We start from the raw sequence: 15,054 nt of genomic DNA, 5'->3' as shown, positions 1-15,054 counted from the left end.
CTACAGGTTTTCGTTATGGCTGGGGCTGACGCTGGCTCGCCGAAAATTGCGAAGGCGCGACACCCAGTTCCCGACGGAACATGTCGCTGAAACTGCTCGGTGAATAACCCAGCTCCCGGGCAATCGCACTGACCGGCACGCCCTGGATCAATTCTGCCACCGCCGTCGCCAATTGCACCTGGCGCCGCCACTCGGCGAAGCCCATGCCCAAACCGTCCTTGAACAACCGCGCCAGGGTGCGCACGCTGGCACCGGCGTTTTCGGCGTGTTGTTCGAAGGCAATGTCCAGCGATGGCGCGGCCATGACCGCCTGGCACAGGTTCATCAGGCGCCGGTCGGAATTATCCGGCAACGGGATTTTCAGCAGCGAGCGCCTGGCTCGCCTAAGCTCCAGCAGCGCCAGGCCGACCAGCGCTTCGTAATACTCGGGCGCGCCATCGTCGCCCTGCTCCACCAACCCGACGATCAGCTCACGCAGCAGTCCGCCGACTTCGATCACCTGAACCGTGTCGTCCAGCGTCGCCGCCAATGAGGGCCGCAAGTAGATGTTGCGCATCTGTAAATCCGAAACCACGCGAATCCCGTGGGGCACACCCGGCGGCAGCCACACCGCTCGTTGCGGCGGCACCACCAGCGCTTCATGGGGCGTCTCGACCCACATCACCCCGCTCATTGCATACAGCAACTGCCCCCAGACATGCTCATGCGGCTCGATGTACAAGCCGCGCGGATAGGTGCGCGCCAGCGGTTGCACGGGCACATCGGTGTCACTCAGGTCTGGGGGGGCGGCAAGGGCCATGGGCAGCAATCATTGGGGGTTTCAGAGATTGCATGGTAACGAGCCACCGGCCTTGTCGCCACTGGCGGCCTCCATCTGACAATTCGACTGAATTTTCCGTATCCCCAACGATCTTTGTATTACCACAGGGAGGAATATGGGCTTTATGAACAACGCAAAACTTTTCGTCATTGAATACACCCTTCATGGCGCGCCCAAGTCTTTCATCATCCGCCTGGACAAGATGGATAACGCGGAGGCTTGGCATTGGGCAAGTTGCGACGCGGGGGTCGGACGAATCCCTCGCTTCGGTCGAGAGAAGGTGCAAAAAACCAGCAAGCCGATGGCGGAGAAGTTCGGTGTAGAAAACGTCAAGTGGCGGCCGGCGAATTAACGGATGGCTCAGCTTTGGTCCTTTGGAGGGATCGGCGCATGACAACGACGCAACTTACCAGCACGGCACACTTGGACTACGGCCTCGATACGCTGTTTGGTCGAATCACCAAAAGTGCCGAATGTCAGGTCGGCCTTGAACAAGTCGAGCATGACCCGACCCGCTTCGCGCTACGCATCCAGTCACCCATACCGCAAGATCTGGAACAGGCAAAAACGGTGTTGGTGAGGGTGGATGGACGACGCCTCAATGGCATCATCCGCCATACCGAGCGGCTGGAAGATCAAAGCCTGAAACTGGAAGTGGAGCCCGAATAGGCCCCACATTCCGTGCGTGGCGGATGTCAGCCTTTGGCGCACTTGCAGCCCTTGCCGGCACATTCTTCGCCATGTTCGTGGTGCTTGGCGCAGGCTTCACAGCAATAGTGCTTGCCGTGGCGCGCGATCGGATGTTCGCCCAGCTTGCATTTGCATTTGGGGCAGTCGCAGATACTTTCACTGTCGATCATGAGTCTGACTCCATTGTTGTGGTCGTCCGGTGCGACGAATGCGCACCGTAATACCAGTGTAGGAGCTGCCGCAGGCTGCGATCTTTTGATCTTTGGCGATGCCGACTCTTCCAAAGATCAAGATCAAAAGATCGTCCGAACGCGGCCCGAACCTGCGGCAGCTCCTACACGGGGGGTGAGCGTTATGCCTGCCGGGTGCTGCTGCGATACATGAACACCAACGCCAGCCCCAGACACACCATCGCCAGCATCCGGCTGCTGGACAACTCGATCGCCGGGTTGCCCAGCCAGCCGAAGTTATCGATCAGCATCCCCATCCCCAGTTGCCCGACGATCACCGCCACCGTCGCCACCGCCGTGCCGACCCGCGGCACCGCGCCAACCATCACCATCATGTACACCACTCCGAACAGCGCACCGCTGAGCTGCCATTTCGGCACGTCCAGCAAACTCACGGCATGGGCCGGCTCGAAAAACAGGATCAGCAGCCCGGTGGTCACGGCACCGACCACGAAGGTCAACAAACTGCTGCGCAACACGCCAACCGTTTCGCCCAATCGCCCATTGATCGCCGCCTGGACACTCAACACCGCACCGGCGGCCACGACCACCGCCAACAAAATAATCAGATTCATCATCAACCCCGAGCGATCAGAACAAGTGCCGCGACAATCAGCAACAAGGCCAGCCAACGTTCACCGTTGACCTTTTTGCGGGTAGCGCCGAACCAGCCGAAGTGGTCGATCAACACGCTTTTGCCGACCTGCCCGGACAGGATCGCGATCATCGTCATGGCAATGCCGGTGTGCGGCGTGGCCAAGGTCAGCACGATCACGTACATCGGCCCCAAAAACCCGCCGATCAACTGCCAGCGCGGCAGCTCATTCAAGGCCGGTCCCTGTTGCGTACCGCTGAACAGCAACAGTAAAAACAGAATCGCCGAGCCGACACCGAAGATGCTCAAGGTCGCCCACAAGTGCCCGACCTGAACCCCGAGCGGCCCGAGCAAACCGGCTTCCACGGACAGGCCCATGCCGGCCAGAATCACCAGTGGCAGCAGCAACAGTCGCAGCCCCGGTTTGGTCGCTGGCGTTTCAGCGATGTCGATTGAAGAAGATTGCATAGAGAAGCACCTGCCAGTCATCAGATAAAACACGGACCCATGTGGGAGCGGGCTTGCTCGCGAATGCAGTGTGTCAGTCGATACAAATATTGACTGGAAGACCGCTTTCGCGAGCAAGCCCGCTCCCACAATTATCGGCTGGCGATCCTTTGCGATAAATGGGAGCATCCGGACAACACTTTTGCGTAACTCGCACAGCAGGATTCCTCATGCATGGCCTAAACGAACTGGGATTCAAGGCACTTCGGCTGTTTGTAGCGGTGCTGGATCACGGCAGTTTTTCCGAAGTCGCTCGCCGCGAAGGCCTGGCACCCTCTTCGATTTCGCGGCAGATCCAATTGATGGAACAAGCCCTGAGCCAGCAATTGCTGTATCGCCACACCCGCGCCGTCTCGCCCACCGAAGCCGGGCGCATGCTCGGTCATCACGCGCGGCTGGTACTGGTGCAACTCGAAGAGGCCGAACAGGCCCTGCAGGAACAGCAAAGCGAACCGAGCGGACTGGTGCGGATCAATGCGCCAGTGGTGTTCGGTCAGCGACATCTGACACCGTGGCTGGGGCAGCTCTGCGAGCGCTACCCGAAACTGCAACTGGATATCCAGCAGACCGACAGCTACGTCGACCCGCTACAGGAAGGCGCCGACCTGCTGTTTCGCATCGGCCCGCTGCACGATTCGAGCATGCAGGCGCGGATTCTGGCGCCCCATCGTTTTCAAGTCGCCGCGAGCCCGGCCTATTTGGAACGTCACGGCACGCCGCAACATCCCGAAGAACTGGCCGCGCATCAGTGCCTGGCCTACAAGGGCGTGACCGGCCAGCAACGCTGGTTTTTCCGCAAGGATCAGCAGGACTGGACGCCCTGGTCGGTGAAGGGGCCGATCACCGGCAACCACGCCGACACCCTGACCCAGGCCTCCGAGCAAGGCTTGGGGCTGGTGATGTTTCCGTCGTGGCTGATTGGTGAAGCGGTGCGCAACGGCACGCTGGTGCCCGTGCTCGGGGCGTATCAGGTGTCCAACAGCCTTGAGCCGCAGCAGATTGCCGTTCTGTGGCCCGGCAGTCGACGGTTGTCGGTGAAGGTTCGGACGGTGATTGATTTCTTTGTCGAGTGTTTTGGAACGGTACCGTACTGGGACAGGCCGTAACCCCCTGTAGCAGCTGGCGCAGCCTGCGTTCGGCTGCGAAGCAGTCGTGAAATCAGGCAGCGCGGTGTATCAGGTAAACCGCACGCACAGAGTTTACGACTGCTGCGCAGCCGAACGCAGGCTACGCCAGCTGCTACAAGTTATGCGTCGCGGCTCAGATACGGAACTGCCCCACCAGTTTGCCCAGACGCTGACCGAGGTCGGCCAGGCTGCGGGACGTCTGGGCGCCGAGTTGGGTTTCGTCGGCGACGTTGTCCACGGCCACAGCGATCTGATGCACGCTGCGGTTGATCTCTTCGGCCACGGCGGTCTGTTCTTCGGCGGCGCTGGCGATCTGCGCGTTCATCGAATTGATGGTGCCGATCAACTGGGCCATGGTGTCCAGCGATGCCCCCGCTTCGTTGGCCTGAGCCGACGTCCCGTCGCCGGCCTCGCTGGAACGGCGCATCGCTTCCACGGCCGATTGGGTGCCGGCCTGCAAGCGATCGATCATGCCCTGAATTTCCTGAGTGCTGATTTGCGTGCGACTGGCCAGCGCTCGAACCTCGTCGGCCACCACGGCAAAACCACGACCGGCTTCACCGGCACGGGCGGCTTCAATGGCGGCGTTGAGTGCCAGCAGGTTGGTCTGCTCGGCAATCGAACGGATCACGCCGAGCACGCTGACAATCGACGACACGTCTTTTTGCAGACTGTCCAGAGACACGCCGCTGCTGCGAATGTCGTCCACCAGTGCATGAATCTTCACGATGCTGCCGGCCACCACACGCTTGGCAGCCTGGCCTTCTTCGTCGGTCTGCTGGGCAGCCACCGCGGCGTTTTGCGCACTTTTCGCCACTTCCTGAGCAGCGGCGGACATTTGGTTGATCGCCGTGGCGACCTGATCGGTCTCGTGACGCTGACGCTCCATGGCCTGATCCGAGCGCTGCGCCTGATCGGAGACCTGATTCACCAGCCCGGTCAGTTGCGAGGTCATTTCGGTGATCTGGCGCACCAGGCCGTGGATCTTGTCGACGAAGCGGTTGAACGAGCCGGCCAGCTCGCCGAGTTCGTCCTGGCTGGTGATGGTCAGGCGACGCGTCAGATCACCCTCGCCCGCCGCGATGTCATCGAGGTTGGCTTTCATCAGGTTCAGTGGACGCAGGATGGTGTTGGCCAGCAACATCCCGGCAGCGGCGATGACCAGCAGCACCACCACGGCAATCCCGACGATGCTCAGCACCACGCCTTCCATGCGCTCCTGAACCTTGGCCTCAACCAGCGCGACTTGCGCTTCGATACCGTCAAGGTTCACCGAAGTACCGACGGCCATGTCCCACTTCGGCAGGTATTCGGTGTAGCCGAGTTTTGGCACCAGCACCTGGGTGTTGCCGGGCAGCGCAGAGCTGTATTGCAGGTAGTGGGTGCCGTCCTTGGCGACTTTCACCAGGTCGCGGTTGACGTAGACGCCATTCGGATCGCGGTTGTCCTTGAAGCTTTGGCCCACGCCTTCAGGGCTGTTGGCCTTGAACAGCCGCACGGTGTTGGAGTCGTAGCCGAAGAAGTAGCCGTCCTTGCCGTAGGTGATGCTCGACAGCAACTTGACCACCTGGGCCCGCGCCGCGTCATCACCGGGGGCGGCCGCATCGTAAAGAGGTTTGATCGTGGTCATGGCCACGGCGACGTAGCTTTGCAGCGTCGCCTTGGCATCGCTGAGCAGGCGCTGGCGAGTTTCCTCGACTTCCTTGCGGGCCTGCTCCTGCAGAATGAACAACGTGGTCAGGCTGATGACCAGCGCAAAGAGCAACACCGGGAGGACGGCAAGGGACAGGACTTTAGCCTTCAGGCTCATGCGCATGACGGTTCACTCTTTTGATTTTATTGGCGTGGTTAAAGGCTATAACGGCACGCCAGATCAAAAGTTGAATGCGGCCCTTGTGGGAGCGGCTTGTGTGGCGAGGGGATTTAGCGAAACGTCGCACCGCCCCGTTGGGCTGCGAAGCGGCCCCAAAAGCTTTACGACTGCTTCGCAGCCGAACGGGGCGGTGCGACGTTTCGCTAAATCCCCTCACCACACAGGCTCGCGGCCACAGGGGAAATGTGGTTACAAAACCATCGCCGCCACCCAGCCGAACGCCAGCAGCGGCAGGTTGTAGTGCAGGAAGGTCGGGACCACGGTGTCCCAGATGTGGTGATGCTGGCCGTCGATGTTCAGGCCCGAGGTCGGGCCGAGGGTCGAGTCCGAGGCTGGCGAACCGGCGTCACCCAAGGCGCCGGCAGTACCGACGATGCACACGATCGCAATCGGGCTGAAACCCAACTGTACGCACAACGGCACAAAAATCGCGGCGAGTATCGGCACTGTGGAAAACGACGAACCGATGCCCATGGTCACCAACAGTCCGACCAGCAACATCAACAACGCGCCAATGCCTTTGCTGTGGCCGATCCACAAGGCCGAGGCTTCGACCAGTGTCTGCACCTGACCGGTGGCTTTCATCACCTCGGCAAAACCGGAGGCGGCGATCATGATGAAACCGATCATCGCCATCATTTTCATGCCTTCGGTGAACAGATCGTCGGTTTCACGCCACTTCACGATCCCCGACACCGAAAAAATCAAAAAGCCTGCCAGCGCACCGATGATCATCGAGTCCAGCAACAGCTGAATGATGAACGCCACCGCAATGGCCAGACCGGCGACCATCAGGCTCAACGGGTTGTACTGCACCGCGACCTGTTCGACTTGCTCGATCTTTTCCAGATCGTAGACGCGCTTCTTGCGGTAGCTGACAAACGCTGCCGCGAGCCCGACGACCATGCCCAAGGCCGGAATCCCCATGGCATGGGTGACGTTGATGCCGCTGATGTCCACCCCGCTACGGGCGACGTTGGCCAGCAGGATTTCATTCAGGAAGATGTTGCCGAAGCCCACGGGCAAAAACATGTACGGCGTAATCAGGCCGAAGGTCATGACGCAGGCAATCAACCGGCGATCCAGTTGCAGCTTGGTCAGTACATATAAAAGCGGCGGTACCAGCAGCGGAATAAAGGCGATATGTATCGGCAGAATGTTCTGCGAAGCGATGGCCACCACCCACAGCAAACCGATCAACAGCCATTTGACCTGACGGCCACCGCTGGCGTGCTGGCGGTCGACCATCAGTAAGGCTTTGTCTGCCAGAGCATGGGCCAGGCCGGACTTGGCAATGGCCACTGCGAAAGCGCCAAGTAATGCGTAGGACAATGCGACCGTCGCGCCGCCACCGAGGCCGCTGTTGAAGGCTTTGAGTGTCGCGTCGATGCCCAGGCCACCGGTCAAACCACCCACCAGGGCGCCCACGATCAGCGCGATTACGACGTGCACGCGGGACAGACTGAGGATCAGCATGACGCCGACCGCGGCAATTACAGCATTAATCATCGTTACCTCAAGGCAAACGGAAAGAGTCCGGCCGGCAGTCTGCAAAGAGCCGCCAGCGGATTAAATGAGAGGGTTTTATTAGAGGGCGCGCACTGTGCCGGACCGATGCCACCTTGTCAAAGCCAACACAAATCCCCGTAGGAGCTGCCGCAGGCTGCGATCTTTTGATCTTCCGGCGCCATCAAGGACGTAAAGATCAAAAGATCGCAGCCTGCGGCAGCTCCTACAGGGTAAGAGTCGATATTCGGCCAACGGGATAAAGAAAGCCGAATGGGGGCCGATATAGTGCCGAGTCTCAGATATTTATCGAATAAAGGACGTCTCCATGTCGCTCAGACAACTTTCCATTCAATGGAAAATCACCCTGCTGGCCGGGCTGTGCCTGGCCGGCATCGTGACCCTGCTGGTGGGTCTTTCGCTGTATCGCATGGAGCACAGCTCCCAGATGGTGAAAGCATCCAGCATGGAGATGCTCACCGAAGCGGCCCAGGCCCGGATCGAATCCCAGGGTGAAAACCAGGCGCTGGGGATTCGCCAGCAGTTCATGGATGCCTATCAATATGGCCACGGCTTTTCGCGTCAGGTGCTATTCCTGCGCGACCAGGCCGAGAAACGCTTTCTCGATGCCTTTGACCTGCGTGAAGACCTGACGCGTCAGGTCAAGTCAGCCCTGCAAGCCAACCCGGAACTGCTTGGCCTCTCGCTGGTGTTCGAAGCCAACGCGCTGGACGGCAAGGACGATCTGTTCGCCGGCCAGGCCGAGTTGGGCAGCAACGACAAGGGCCGTTTCGCCCTGTACTGGTCGCAACCGACGCCTGGCAAGGTGACGTCGATGGCGCTACCGGAAAGCGACATGGCCGACACCAGCACCGGCCCCAGCGGCGAACCGGCAAACGCCTGGTTCACCTGCCCGCGCACGACCCTCAAGCCCTGCGTGATCGAACCCTACTTCTACGTGATCGACGGCCAGAACGTGCTGATGACCAGCATCGTTTTCCCGCTGACGGTCAACGGCAAGGTCATCGCTTCGCTGTCGGTGGACATCAACCTCAATAGCCTGCAAGCCGTCAGCCAAGGTGCGAGCAAGAAGCTCTATGACGGCCAGACCAACGTCAGCATCATCAGCCCGGTCGGTTTGCTGGCCGGTTACAGCCCGGACGCCAGCAAGCTCAGCCAGCGCCTGGACACCGTGGACAAGACCAACGGTGCCGAGCTGATCCGCATGCTCGCCGCCAGCAGCAAGACCGAAAGCCTGCACAACAATCAACAACTCAAAGTGCTGTCGCCGTTCCAACCGATTCCCGGTGGCAAGTCCTGGGGCGTGTTGCTTGAGGTGCCGGAGAAAGTCCTGGTCGGCCCCGCCGAAGCGTTGAAAAAGCAACTCGATGAAAGCAACACCGCCGGCACCCTGGTCGAACTCGGTCTGGGTGTGCTGGCCGCGCTGATTGGGCTGTTACTGGTGTGGCTGATGGCCCGCAGCGTGACCAAGCCGATCCTGGGCGTGGCGCACATGCTCGAAGACATTGCCAGCGGCGAAGGCGATCTGACCCGCCGCCTGGCCTACGACAAAAAGGACGAACTCGGCCAATTGGCCGGCTGGTTCAACCGCTTCCTCGACAAGCTGCAACCGATCATCGCCGAGGTCAAACGCTCGGTGCAGGACGCGCGCAGCACGGCGGATCAGTCGTCCGCCATCGCCACCCAGACCAGCGCCGGCATGGAGCAGCAATACCGTCAGGTGGATCAGGTCGCTACCGCTTCCCACGAAATGAGCGCCACCGCCCAGGACGTTGCTCGCAGTGCAGCGCAAGCGGCACAGGCAGCGCGGGATGCGGATCAGGCCACCCGTCGCGGTTTGACCGTGATCGACCGCACCACCGCCAGCATCGACAACCTCGCAGCCGACATGAGCGCGGCGATGGTCCAAGTCGAAGGCCTGGCGGCCAATAGCGAGAAGATCGGTTCAGTGCTGGAAGTGATTCGGGCCATCGCCGAACAGACCAACCTGCTGGCGCTTAACGCCGCCATCGAGGCCGCTCGTGCCGGTGAAGCCGGACGCGGTTTTGCCGTAGTGGCCGATGAAGTGCGCAACCTGGCACGTCGGACCCAGGAGTCTGTCGAAGAAACCCGCCTGGTGATCGAGCAGTTGCAGAGTGGCACTCAGGACGTGGTCGGCTCGATGAACAACAGCCATCGTCAGGCTCAGGGCAGTGTCGAACAGGTGGGTCAGGCGGTGACGGCACTGCGGCAGATTGGTGAGGCGGTGACGGTGATCAGCGACATGAACTTGCAGATCGCCAGTGCCGCGGAAGAGCAAAGCGCCGTGGCCGAGGAGATCAACAACAACGTGGCGACGATTCGGGATGTGACGGAGTCGTTGTCGGGGCAGGCGAATGAATCGGCGCGGGTGAGTCAGTCGCTCAATAGCCTGGCGAATCAACAGCAGAGTTTGATGGATCAATTCCGCGTCTGAGAACCACCCCTCACCCTACCCTCTCCCCAGGGGGTAGAGGGGACTGACCGAGTTGGTTTTTAGATATTCTACGACCGAGGAAATAGAGTCGAACTCGGGATTAGAAGCCAATGGAGATCAGCTCCCTTTCCCCCTCTCCCCACTGGGGAGAGGGCTGGGGTGAGGGGTGGTTTTCAGCCTGAACGCTTAGGCAACTCAATCACCACCTTCAACCCGCCCCACTCACTCTCCTCCAACCGCAACACCCCGCCCCACGTATCGACGATGTCCCGCACAATCCCCAATCCCAACCCATGCCCATCTGTCTGTTCATCAAGCCGAGTACCCCGGCTGAACACCTGATCGCGCTGGTTTTCGGGAATCCCCGGCCCATCGTCTTCCACGCTTAACTCAAACCCTTCGGCGGTCTCGACCACGCTCAACCGAACCTCGGCGTCCGCCCATTTGCAGGCGTTGTCCAGCAGGTTACCGAGCAGCTCTAGCAAATCCTCGCGATCCCAAGGCAGTTGCAAACCGGCCGGTGCACGGTAGCTGAGATCAAGATGCTCACCATGAATCATGTTCAACGTCGCCAATAACCCAGGCAATTCCGCATCGCAATCAAACAATGCCCCCGGCAACGCATCGCCGGATAACCGGGCGCGATTGAGTTCGCGATTCAGTCGCTGCTGGACCTGCTCCAGCTGCGCCTGAATCACCTTGCGCAGTTCCGGCTGAGCATCGAGCTTCTCGCTTGAGGCCAGGCTCAACAACACCGCCATCGGGGTTTTCAGCGCGTGGCCGAGGTTGCCCAGCGCATTGCGCGACCGCTTGAGGCTGTCTTCGGTGTGCGCCAGCAAATGGTTGATCTGCGCCACCAGCGGTTCAAGCTCTACCGGCACCTGGTCATCGAGTTGCGAGCGCTGGCCCTGCTGCAACTGGGCGATCTGCTCACGCGCCTTTTCCAGCGGGCGCAAGGCGCGGCGCACGGTGATCCGTTGCAGCAGCAGAATCAGCAGCAGTCCCGCCAGCCCAAGGCCCAATCCGACTTGACGCATGCGCTGGAAACTCTCGCGCACCGGCGTGTAATCCTGGGCCACGCTGATGGAAATCGATTGGCCGAGCCGTCGATAGTCTGAACGCAGCACCAGCAGTTGCTGCCCTTCCGGCCCCAATTCCAGGTTGCTGTGCAGGCCGGGATGGTCGAGGCGCGGCAGTTCCTGATCCCACAGTGAACGGGAACGCCAATGGCTGTCGGCAAAATCGATGCGGAAGTAATGCCCGGAAAACGGTCGCTGATAGGCCGGCGACAGGTGCCGCTCATCCAGCTGCAAACCCTGCGGCCCACGCACCAGCGCCACCAGCAGGTTTTCGCTGTCGTTGCGCAGCCCGGCTTCGAGGTAGCGCTGCAAACCCATTTCGAACAGCCACAGGCTGGTTTGCGCCAGCACCAGGCCGACGATCACCATCACGCTGATCAAACCCAGGCTCAAGCGGCGCTGGATCGACCTCACTGGGCTTGCCCGCCGAACAGGTAACCCTGACCGCGACGGGTTTCGATGACGCTGCGCCCGAGTTTGCGCCGCAGGTGGTTGACGTGGACTTCGAGCACGTTGGAGTCGCGCTCGGTTTCACCGTCGTAGAGGTGTTCGGCGAGGTGGCTTTTGGAAAGAATCTGCTCGGGGTGCAGCATGAAATAACGCAGCAGGCGGAATTCAGCGGCGGTGAGCTGGATGTCGGCGCCGTCACGGGTCACGCATTGACGGCCTTCGTCCAGGTGCAGTCCGGCAGCCTTGAGCGTCGGCTGGTTGGCATGGCCATGGGATCGGCGCAACAGCGCCTGGACTCGCAAGTGCAGCTCTTCGGGGTGGAAGGGCTTGGTCAGGTAATCGTCGGCGCCGGCCTTGAGGCCTTCGATCCGTTCGGCCCAGGAATCTCGGGCGGTGAGGATCAGCACGGGCGTGGACAGACCACCGGCCCGCCATTGCGTCAGCACGTCGAGCCCTGGCAAACCCGGCAGGCCGAGGTCGAGGATGATCAGGTCATAAGGCTCGCTGCTGCCCTGATACACCGCGTCCCGACCGTCGGCCAGCCAGTCCACGGCATAACCCTGACGGTTGAGGCCGGCCATCAGTTCGTCGGCCAGCGGCACATGGTCTTCCACCAGAAGCAAACGCATCGATCAATCTTCCTTGTCTTTCAGTAACTGGCCGGTGGTGGCGTCGAGGTCCAGTTCGCGGACCACACCTTCGGCGGTCAGCAACTCGACTTCATAAACATAGACGTCGTGTTTCTCTTCAAGCTCGGCTTCCAGCAGTTTGGCCCCGGGATAGCGGTCCAGCGCTTGCTGCAACAGCTGTTCCAGCGGCAGGATCACGCCCGTTTGACGCAGACGCAGGGCTTCGTCCTGATCCAGGTCGCGGGCCATGACCACCGAGCAAAAAGCCAGAAGCGCCAGAGCCATTCGACTGCTGGTGCATAGATTTACCTTCATTACGTATCCTGATGATCCTTGAGAATCTGCCCGCTGACAGCGTCCAATTCCAGGTCCCACTCAATGCCCTGAGGGTCGCGCAATTCCACCTGATAGATGTACTTGCCGTACTCTTCTTCCAGCTCGGTTTCGGTGATGGTGGCACCAGGGTGTTTGGTCAGAGCGGTAGCGTTGAGCTTCTCGAAAGACTCAATGGTACCAGCGTCGCGCAGTCTCAGGGCTTCGTCGGGACCGAGGTCGCGAGCGTGGGCGATGCTGGCGGTCATGCCGATGATGGACGCGGTGAACAGGGCAGTCAGGGTTTTCATTGGGTGTCTCCGTATTTTTTTATGTGTTGCCTACGGAGTGCACCTTAACGGGGCGAACTTAATTGAAACTGAATTGCCATCATTGAGGATGGCAACACGACATCGCAGAGCAGCGCAAAACCTGTGGGAGCGAGCTTGCTCGCGATAGCGGTTTGCCAGCCAACATTAATACCGACTGATACACCGCAATCGCGAGCAAGCTCGCTCCCACAGTGGGCTGGTGGCGTTGCCTGACCTGTTTATAATCCCCCGCTTGCCTGCATTCGAGACCGGTATGACCGCTATCCACATCAAGTTCCCCTCGCTGACGCTCAAGGCTGGCCCTCGCGCCTTGGCGCGCATCCGTGAAAACGGTTTAAGCGCCGCCGATGTCGGCACACTGCCGGGTGCCGCCGGTGGTCCCAAGGCGTTGGGGATTCAAGGTCTGGACCTGGCGTTGTTCGGTGAATGGCTGCCGGCGGCACCGAGGGAGCGCTCGTTGATCGGTGCGTCGGTGGGTTCCTGGCGCTTCGCCAGCGCGTGCCTGCCGGATGCCGCCGAAGGTATCCGCCGCCTCGGTCACCTCTACACCGAACAGAACTTCGCCAAGGGCGTGACCATGGCGCAGATCAGCCAGAGCTCCCGGCGCATGCTCGATGAGCTGCTCGACGGCCGCGATGCCTCGATTCTGGACAACGCCCATTACCGCCTGAACATCATGGTGGTCAAAAGCCACGGTCTGCTGGCGGACGATCATCGCGGCCGACTGGGGCTGGGCCTGTCATCGGTGATCGCCGACAACCTGCGCGGTCGCGCCCGGCTGTCGCGGCATTTCGAGCGGCTGATCATTCACGATCCGCGCCTGGCACCGCCGGTCAATGCACTCAACGATTTCCCCTCGCGCTTCGTTGCGCTGAATGCCGGCAATCTGCGCCAAGCCTTGCTCGCATCAGGCTCGATCCCGATGGTGATGGAAGGCGTGCGTGACTTGCCGGGTGCCGGTGCCGGGACTTTTCGCGATGGCGGTCTGCTGGACTATCACCTCGACCTGCCCTACAGCGGCAACGACATCGTGCTCTATCCGCATTTCACCGACCGGGTGATTCCCGGCTGGTTCGACAAGACCCTGCCGTGGCGCCGCGCTTGCCCTGCGCGCTTGCAGGATGTCCTGTTGCTGGCACCGTCGAAGGAATATCTGGCGCGCCTGCCCTACGGCAAACTCCCGGACCGCAACGACTTCAAACGCTTCATGGGCGATGCCCCGAGCCGGCAGAAATACTGGCGCACGACGATGGATGAAAGCCGTCGCATGGGTGATGAGTTCCTCGAACTGGCTGCCAGCGGTCGCCTCGGGGAGCGCTTGCTGACCCTTTAGTCAGTGTTTTCCCGCAACGCCAAACGCAAACTGTTAAACTCGCCGCCTGCCCACATCGCCGCGGCGATGGCCACCTGACAGAGCTGAAACCACTGTGGAAATCTTCAAAGAATTTACCTTCGAATCCGCCCACCGCCTGCCCCACGTTCCGGAAGGCCACAAGTGCGGCCGCCTGCACGGTCACTCGTTCAAAGTGGCGATCCACCTGAGCGGCGACCTCGATCCGCACACGGGCTGGATCCGCGATTTCTCGGAAATCAAGGCGATCTTCAAGCCGCTCTATGAGCGCCTGGACCATAACTACCTGAACGACATTCCCGGTCTGGAAAATCCGACCAGTGAAGTGCTGGCCAAATTCATCTGGAAAGAATTGAAGCCTCTGCTGCCGGAACTCAGCGCGATTCGCATCCACGAGACGTGCACCAGCGGCTGCATCTATCACGGTGAATAAAAACACCCGATTGAAAAGAACCACCGGCGACGGTGGTTTTTTTATGCCTGTCGTTTCGCCGTCCTCCCCGGTACAGTCAGGCCTCATCCTTGGCCCAAAGGAACCCGTCTGATGTCACTGATTATTCGCCCCGCTACGCTTGAGGATATCGCGCAGATCGAGGCCATCGTCGAGGCGGCTTACTCGCCTTACATCGAGCGCATCGGCCGCAAACCCGCACCGATGCTGGATGACTATGCCAGTCAAGTGCTGGCCAGGCGCGTCCATGTGCTCGCCCACGAGCAGACACTCAGCGGCTTTGTGGTGTTGATCGACACGGAAGAGTACTTGCTGCTGGACAACATCGCGGTCAGCCCGGCGGTGAAGGGGCAAGGTTATGGCCGTCAGTTGCTGGACTTCGCCGAACGCCATGCACTCGACACGGGCTACCCAACAATCCGGCTGTACACCAACGAAGCCATGAGCGAAAACATTGCGCTGTACACCCGCCGAGGGTATGTCGAAACCCACCGGGTCGAAGAGAATGGCCTGCGCCGTGTGCACATGAGCAAATCGCTGGGATGAGCCCACAGGGGATTTGCGCCGTGTGCTAATTCTGCGTCCATCGAAGGCTCGCCCCCCACAGGGACAGGCGTTTCGTCAGT

Annotated in this window: 17 protein-coding genes and 1 pseudogene; 8 read left to right on the top strand and 10 right to left on the bottom strand. The window is 60.6% G+C overall.

The features are described 5' to 3' along the window. Nucleotides 1–13: 13 nt before the first annotated feature. Nucleotides 14–799, bottom strand: coding sequence for an AraC family transcriptional regulator (locus ACA059_RS09170; protein WP_497633509.1), 786 nt, complete (start codon nt 797–799; stop codon nt 14–16). A gap of 145 nt (nt 800–944) precedes the next feature. On the opposite strand from ACA059_RS09170, the gene ACA059_RS09165 reads away from it, so the two are divergent. Together ACA059_RS09165 and ACA059_RS09160 are read left to right on the top strand one after the other, a co-directional pair. After that, on the top strand, nt 945–1,172 hold the full coding sequence (locus tag ACA059_RS09165; protein WP_008152143.1) for a DUF6555 family protein: 228 nt from the start codon (nt 945–947) through the stop codon (nt 1,170–1,172). Between the two features lie 38 nt (nt 1,173–1,210). After that, nucleotides 1,211–1,489, top strand: a complete 279-nt coding sequence (locus tag ACA059_RS09160; RefSeq protein ID WP_497633508.1) for a hypothetical protein — start codon at nt 1,211–1,213, stop codon at nt 1,487–1,489. A 26-nt stretch (nt 1,490–1,515) separates the two neighbouring features. Here the strand turns inward: ACA059_RS09160 and ACA059_RS09155 are convergent, their stop codons facing one another. The 3 genes from ACA059_RS09155 to ACA059_RS09145 form a co-directional block, all read right to left on the bottom strand. Beyond that, the gene (locus ACA059_RS09155; RefSeq protein WP_497633507.1) at nt 1,516–1,680 is read right to left on the bottom strand and encodes a metallothionein; all 165 of its coding nucleotides are present in this window, start codon (nt 1,678–1,680) and stop codon (nt 1,516–1,518) included. Between the two features lie 182 nt (nt 1,681–1,862). Then, nucleotides 1,863–2,318 (bottom strand): DMT family transporter, encoded by a 456-nt coding sequence (locus ACA059_RS09150; RefSeq protein ID WP_497633506.1) that lies wholly within the window; start codon nt 2,316–2,318, stop codon nt 1,863–1,865. Continuing rightward, nucleotides 2,318–2,803, bottom strand: a complete 486-nt coding sequence (locus ACA059_RS09145) for a DMT family transporter (RefSeq protein ID WP_497633504.1) — start codon at nt 2,801–2,803, stop codon at nt 2,318–2,320. Before ACA059_RS09145 ends, ACA059_RS09150 begins: the two co-directional genes overlap by 1 nt. 209 nt (nt 2,804–3,012) lie before the next feature. Here ACA059_RS09145 and ACA059_RS09140 point away from each other — a divergent pair, with 209 nt between their 5' ends. Next, complete coding sequence (locus ACA059_RS09140) at nt 3,013–3,948, top strand: LysR family transcriptional regulator (RefSeq protein ID WP_497633503.1); 936 nt, start codon at nt 3,013–3,015, stop codon at nt 3,946–3,948. Nucleotides 3,949–4,102: 154 nt separating this feature from the next. Here the strand turns inward: ACA059_RS09140 and ctpM are convergent, their stop codons facing one another. Next, the gene (gene ctpM, locus ACA059_RS09135) at nt 4,103–5,779 is read right to left on the bottom strand and encodes a methyl-accepting chemotaxis protein CtpM (RefSeq protein WP_497634642.1); all 1,677 of its coding nucleotides are present in this window, start codon (nt 5,777–5,779) and stop codon (nt 4,103–4,105) included. A gap of 252 nt (nt 5,780–6,031) precedes the next feature. Next, nucleotides 6,032–7,348 carry a Na+/H+ antiporter family protein gene (locus ACA059_RS09130; RefSeq protein WP_497634641.1) on the bottom strand — a complete coding sequence of 439 codons (1,317 nt, stop codon included), beginning with the start codon at nt 7,346–7,348 and terminating at the stop codon, nt 6,032–6,034. A 328-nt stretch (nt 7,349–7,676) separates the two neighbouring features. Between ACA059_RS09130 and ACA059_RS09125 the strand changes: the two are divergent. Next, nucleotides 7,677–8,966: pseudogene (locus ACA059_RS09125) on the top strand (cache domain-containing protein); the annotation flags it as partial. A gap of 102 nt (nt 8,967–9,068) precedes the next feature. Then, nucleotides 9,069–9,824, top strand: a complete 756-nt coding sequence (locus ACA059_RS09120) for a methyl-accepting chemotaxis protein (RefSeq protein WP_403145802.1) — start codon at nt 9,069–9,071, stop codon at nt 9,822–9,824. A 173-nt stretch (nt 9,825–9,997) separates the two neighbouring features. Here the strand turns inward: ACA059_RS09120 and ACA059_RS09115 are convergent, their stop codons facing one another. The 4 genes from ACA059_RS09115 to ACA059_RS09100 are packed head-to-tail and all read right to left on the bottom strand — an operon-like array spanning nt 9,998 to nt 12,605. Continuing rightward, nucleotides 9,998–11,317: a sensor histidine kinase gene (locus tag ACA059_RS09115; protein WP_497633501.1), complete on the bottom strand. Its 1,320-nt coding sequence runs from the start codon at nt 11,315–11,317 to the stop codon at nt 9,998–10,000. Beyond that, nucleotides 11,314–11,982, bottom strand: a complete 669-nt coding sequence (locus tag ACA059_RS09110) for a response regulator transcription factor (protein ID WP_497633500.1) — start codon at nt 11,980–11,982, stop codon at nt 11,314–11,316. The genes ACA059_RS09115 and ACA059_RS09110 overlap by 4 nt, the downstream gene beginning before the upstream one ends. A gap of 3 nt (nt 11,983–11,985) precedes the next feature. Then, nucleotides 11,986–12,267 (bottom strand): PepSY domain-containing protein, encoded by a 282-nt coding sequence (locus tag ACA059_RS09105; RefSeq protein ID WP_497634640.1) that lies wholly within the window; start codon nt 12,265–12,267, stop codon nt 11,986–11,988. 29 nt (nt 12,268–12,296) lie between these two features. Further along, on the bottom strand, nt 12,297–12,605 hold the full coding sequence (locus ACA059_RS09100) for a PepSY domain-containing protein (RefSeq protein WP_497633499.1): 309 nt from the start codon (nt 12,603–12,605) through the stop codon (nt 12,297–12,299). A gap of 274 nt (nt 12,606–12,879) precedes the next feature. Between ACA059_RS09100 and ACA059_RS09095 the strand changes: the two genes are divergently transcribed. The 3 genes from ACA059_RS09095 to ACA059_RS09085 all read left to right on the top strand — a co-directional run bounded on the left by ACA059_RS09095 (nt 12,880) and on the right by ACA059_RS09085 (nt 14,974). Further along, on the top strand, nt 12,880–13,959 hold the full coding sequence (locus ACA059_RS09095; RefSeq protein WP_497633498.1) for a patatin-like phospholipase family protein: 1,080 nt from the start codon (nt 12,880–12,882) through the stop codon (nt 13,957–13,959). 94 nt (nt 13,960–14,053) lie between these two features. Continuing rightward, nucleotides 14,054–14,410 (top strand): 6-carboxytetrahydropterin synthase QueD, encoded by a 357-nt coding sequence (gene queD / locus ACA059_RS09090; RefSeq protein ID WP_008152165.1) that lies wholly within the window; start codon nt 14,054–14,056, stop codon nt 14,408–14,410. A gap of 111 nt (nt 14,411–14,521) precedes the next feature. Continuing rightward, on the top strand, nt 14,522–14,974 hold the full coding sequence (locus tag ACA059_RS09085) for a GNAT family N-acetyltransferase (protein ID WP_497633497.1): 453 nt from the start codon (nt 14,522–14,524) through the stop codon (nt 14,972–14,974). Nucleotides 14,975–15,054: the final 80 nt, after the last annotated feature.

It is taken from the genome of Pseudomonas sp. LBUM1647, assembly GCF_059716175.1.
The sequence above is the reverse complement of the archived record's forward strand: the minus strand, read 5'-3'. Positions and strand labels throughout refer to the sequence as shown.

What these genes read in the sequence shown, in the direction of transcription:
- ACA059_RS09170 (WP_497633509.1), bottom strand. Translation starts at nt 799, where the DNA reads ATGGCCCTTGCCGCCCCCCCAGACCTGAGTGACACCGATGTGCCCGTG.
- ACA059_RS09165 (WP_008152143.1), top strand. Translation starts at nt 945, where the DNA reads ATGAACAACGCAAAACTTTTCGTCATTGAATACACCCTTCATGGCGCG.
- ACA059_RS09160 (WP_497633508.1), top strand. Translation starts at nt 1,211, where the DNA reads ATGACAACGACGCAACTTACCAGCACGGCACACTTGGACTACGGCCTC.
- ACA059_RS09155 (WP_497633507.1), bottom strand. Translation starts at nt 1,680, where the DNA reads ATGATCGACAGTGAAAGTATCTGCGACTGCCCCAAATGCAAATGCAAG.
- ACA059_RS09150 (WP_497633506.1), bottom strand. Translation starts at nt 2,318, where the DNA reads ATGATGAATCTGATTATTTTGTTGGCGGTGGTCGTGGCCGCCGGTGCG.
- ACA059_RS09145 (WP_497633504.1), bottom strand. Translation starts at nt 2,803, where the DNA reads ATGCAATCTTCTTCAATCGACATCGCTGAAACGCCAGCGACCAAACCG.
- ACA059_RS09140 (WP_497633503.1), top strand. Translation starts at nt 3,013, where the DNA reads ATGCATGGCCTAAACGAACTGGGATTCAAGGCACTTCGGCTGTTTGTA.
- ctpM (WP_497634642.1), bottom strand. Translation starts at nt 5,779, where the DNA reads ATGAGCCTGAAGGCTAAAGTCCTGTCCCTTGCCGTCCTCCCGGTGTTG.
- ACA059_RS09120 (WP_403145802.1), top strand. Translation starts at nt 9,069, where the DNA reads ATGGAGCAGCAATACCGTCAGGTGGATCAGGTCGCTACCGCTTCCCAC.
- ACA059_RS09110 (WP_497633500.1), bottom strand. Translation starts at nt 11,982, where the DNA reads ATGCGTTTGCTTCTGGTGGAAGACCATGTGCCGCTGGCCGACGAACTG.
- ACA059_RS09105 (WP_497634640.1), bottom strand. Translation starts at nt 12,267, where the DNA reads ATGGCTCTGGCGCTTCTGGCTTTTTGCTCGGTGGTCATGGCCCGCGAC.
- ACA059_RS09100 (WP_497633499.1), bottom strand. Translation starts at nt 12,605, where the DNA reads ATGAAAACCCTGACTGCCCTGTTCACCGCGTCCATCATCGGCATGACC.
- ACA059_RS09095 (WP_497633498.1), top strand. Translation starts at nt 12,880, where the DNA reads ATGACCGCTATCCACATCAAGTTCCCCTCGCTGACGCTCAAGGCTGGC.
- ACA059_RS09085 (WP_497633497.1), top strand. Translation starts at nt 14,522, where the DNA reads ATGTCACTGATTATTCGCCCCGCTACGCTTGAGGATATCGCGCAGATC.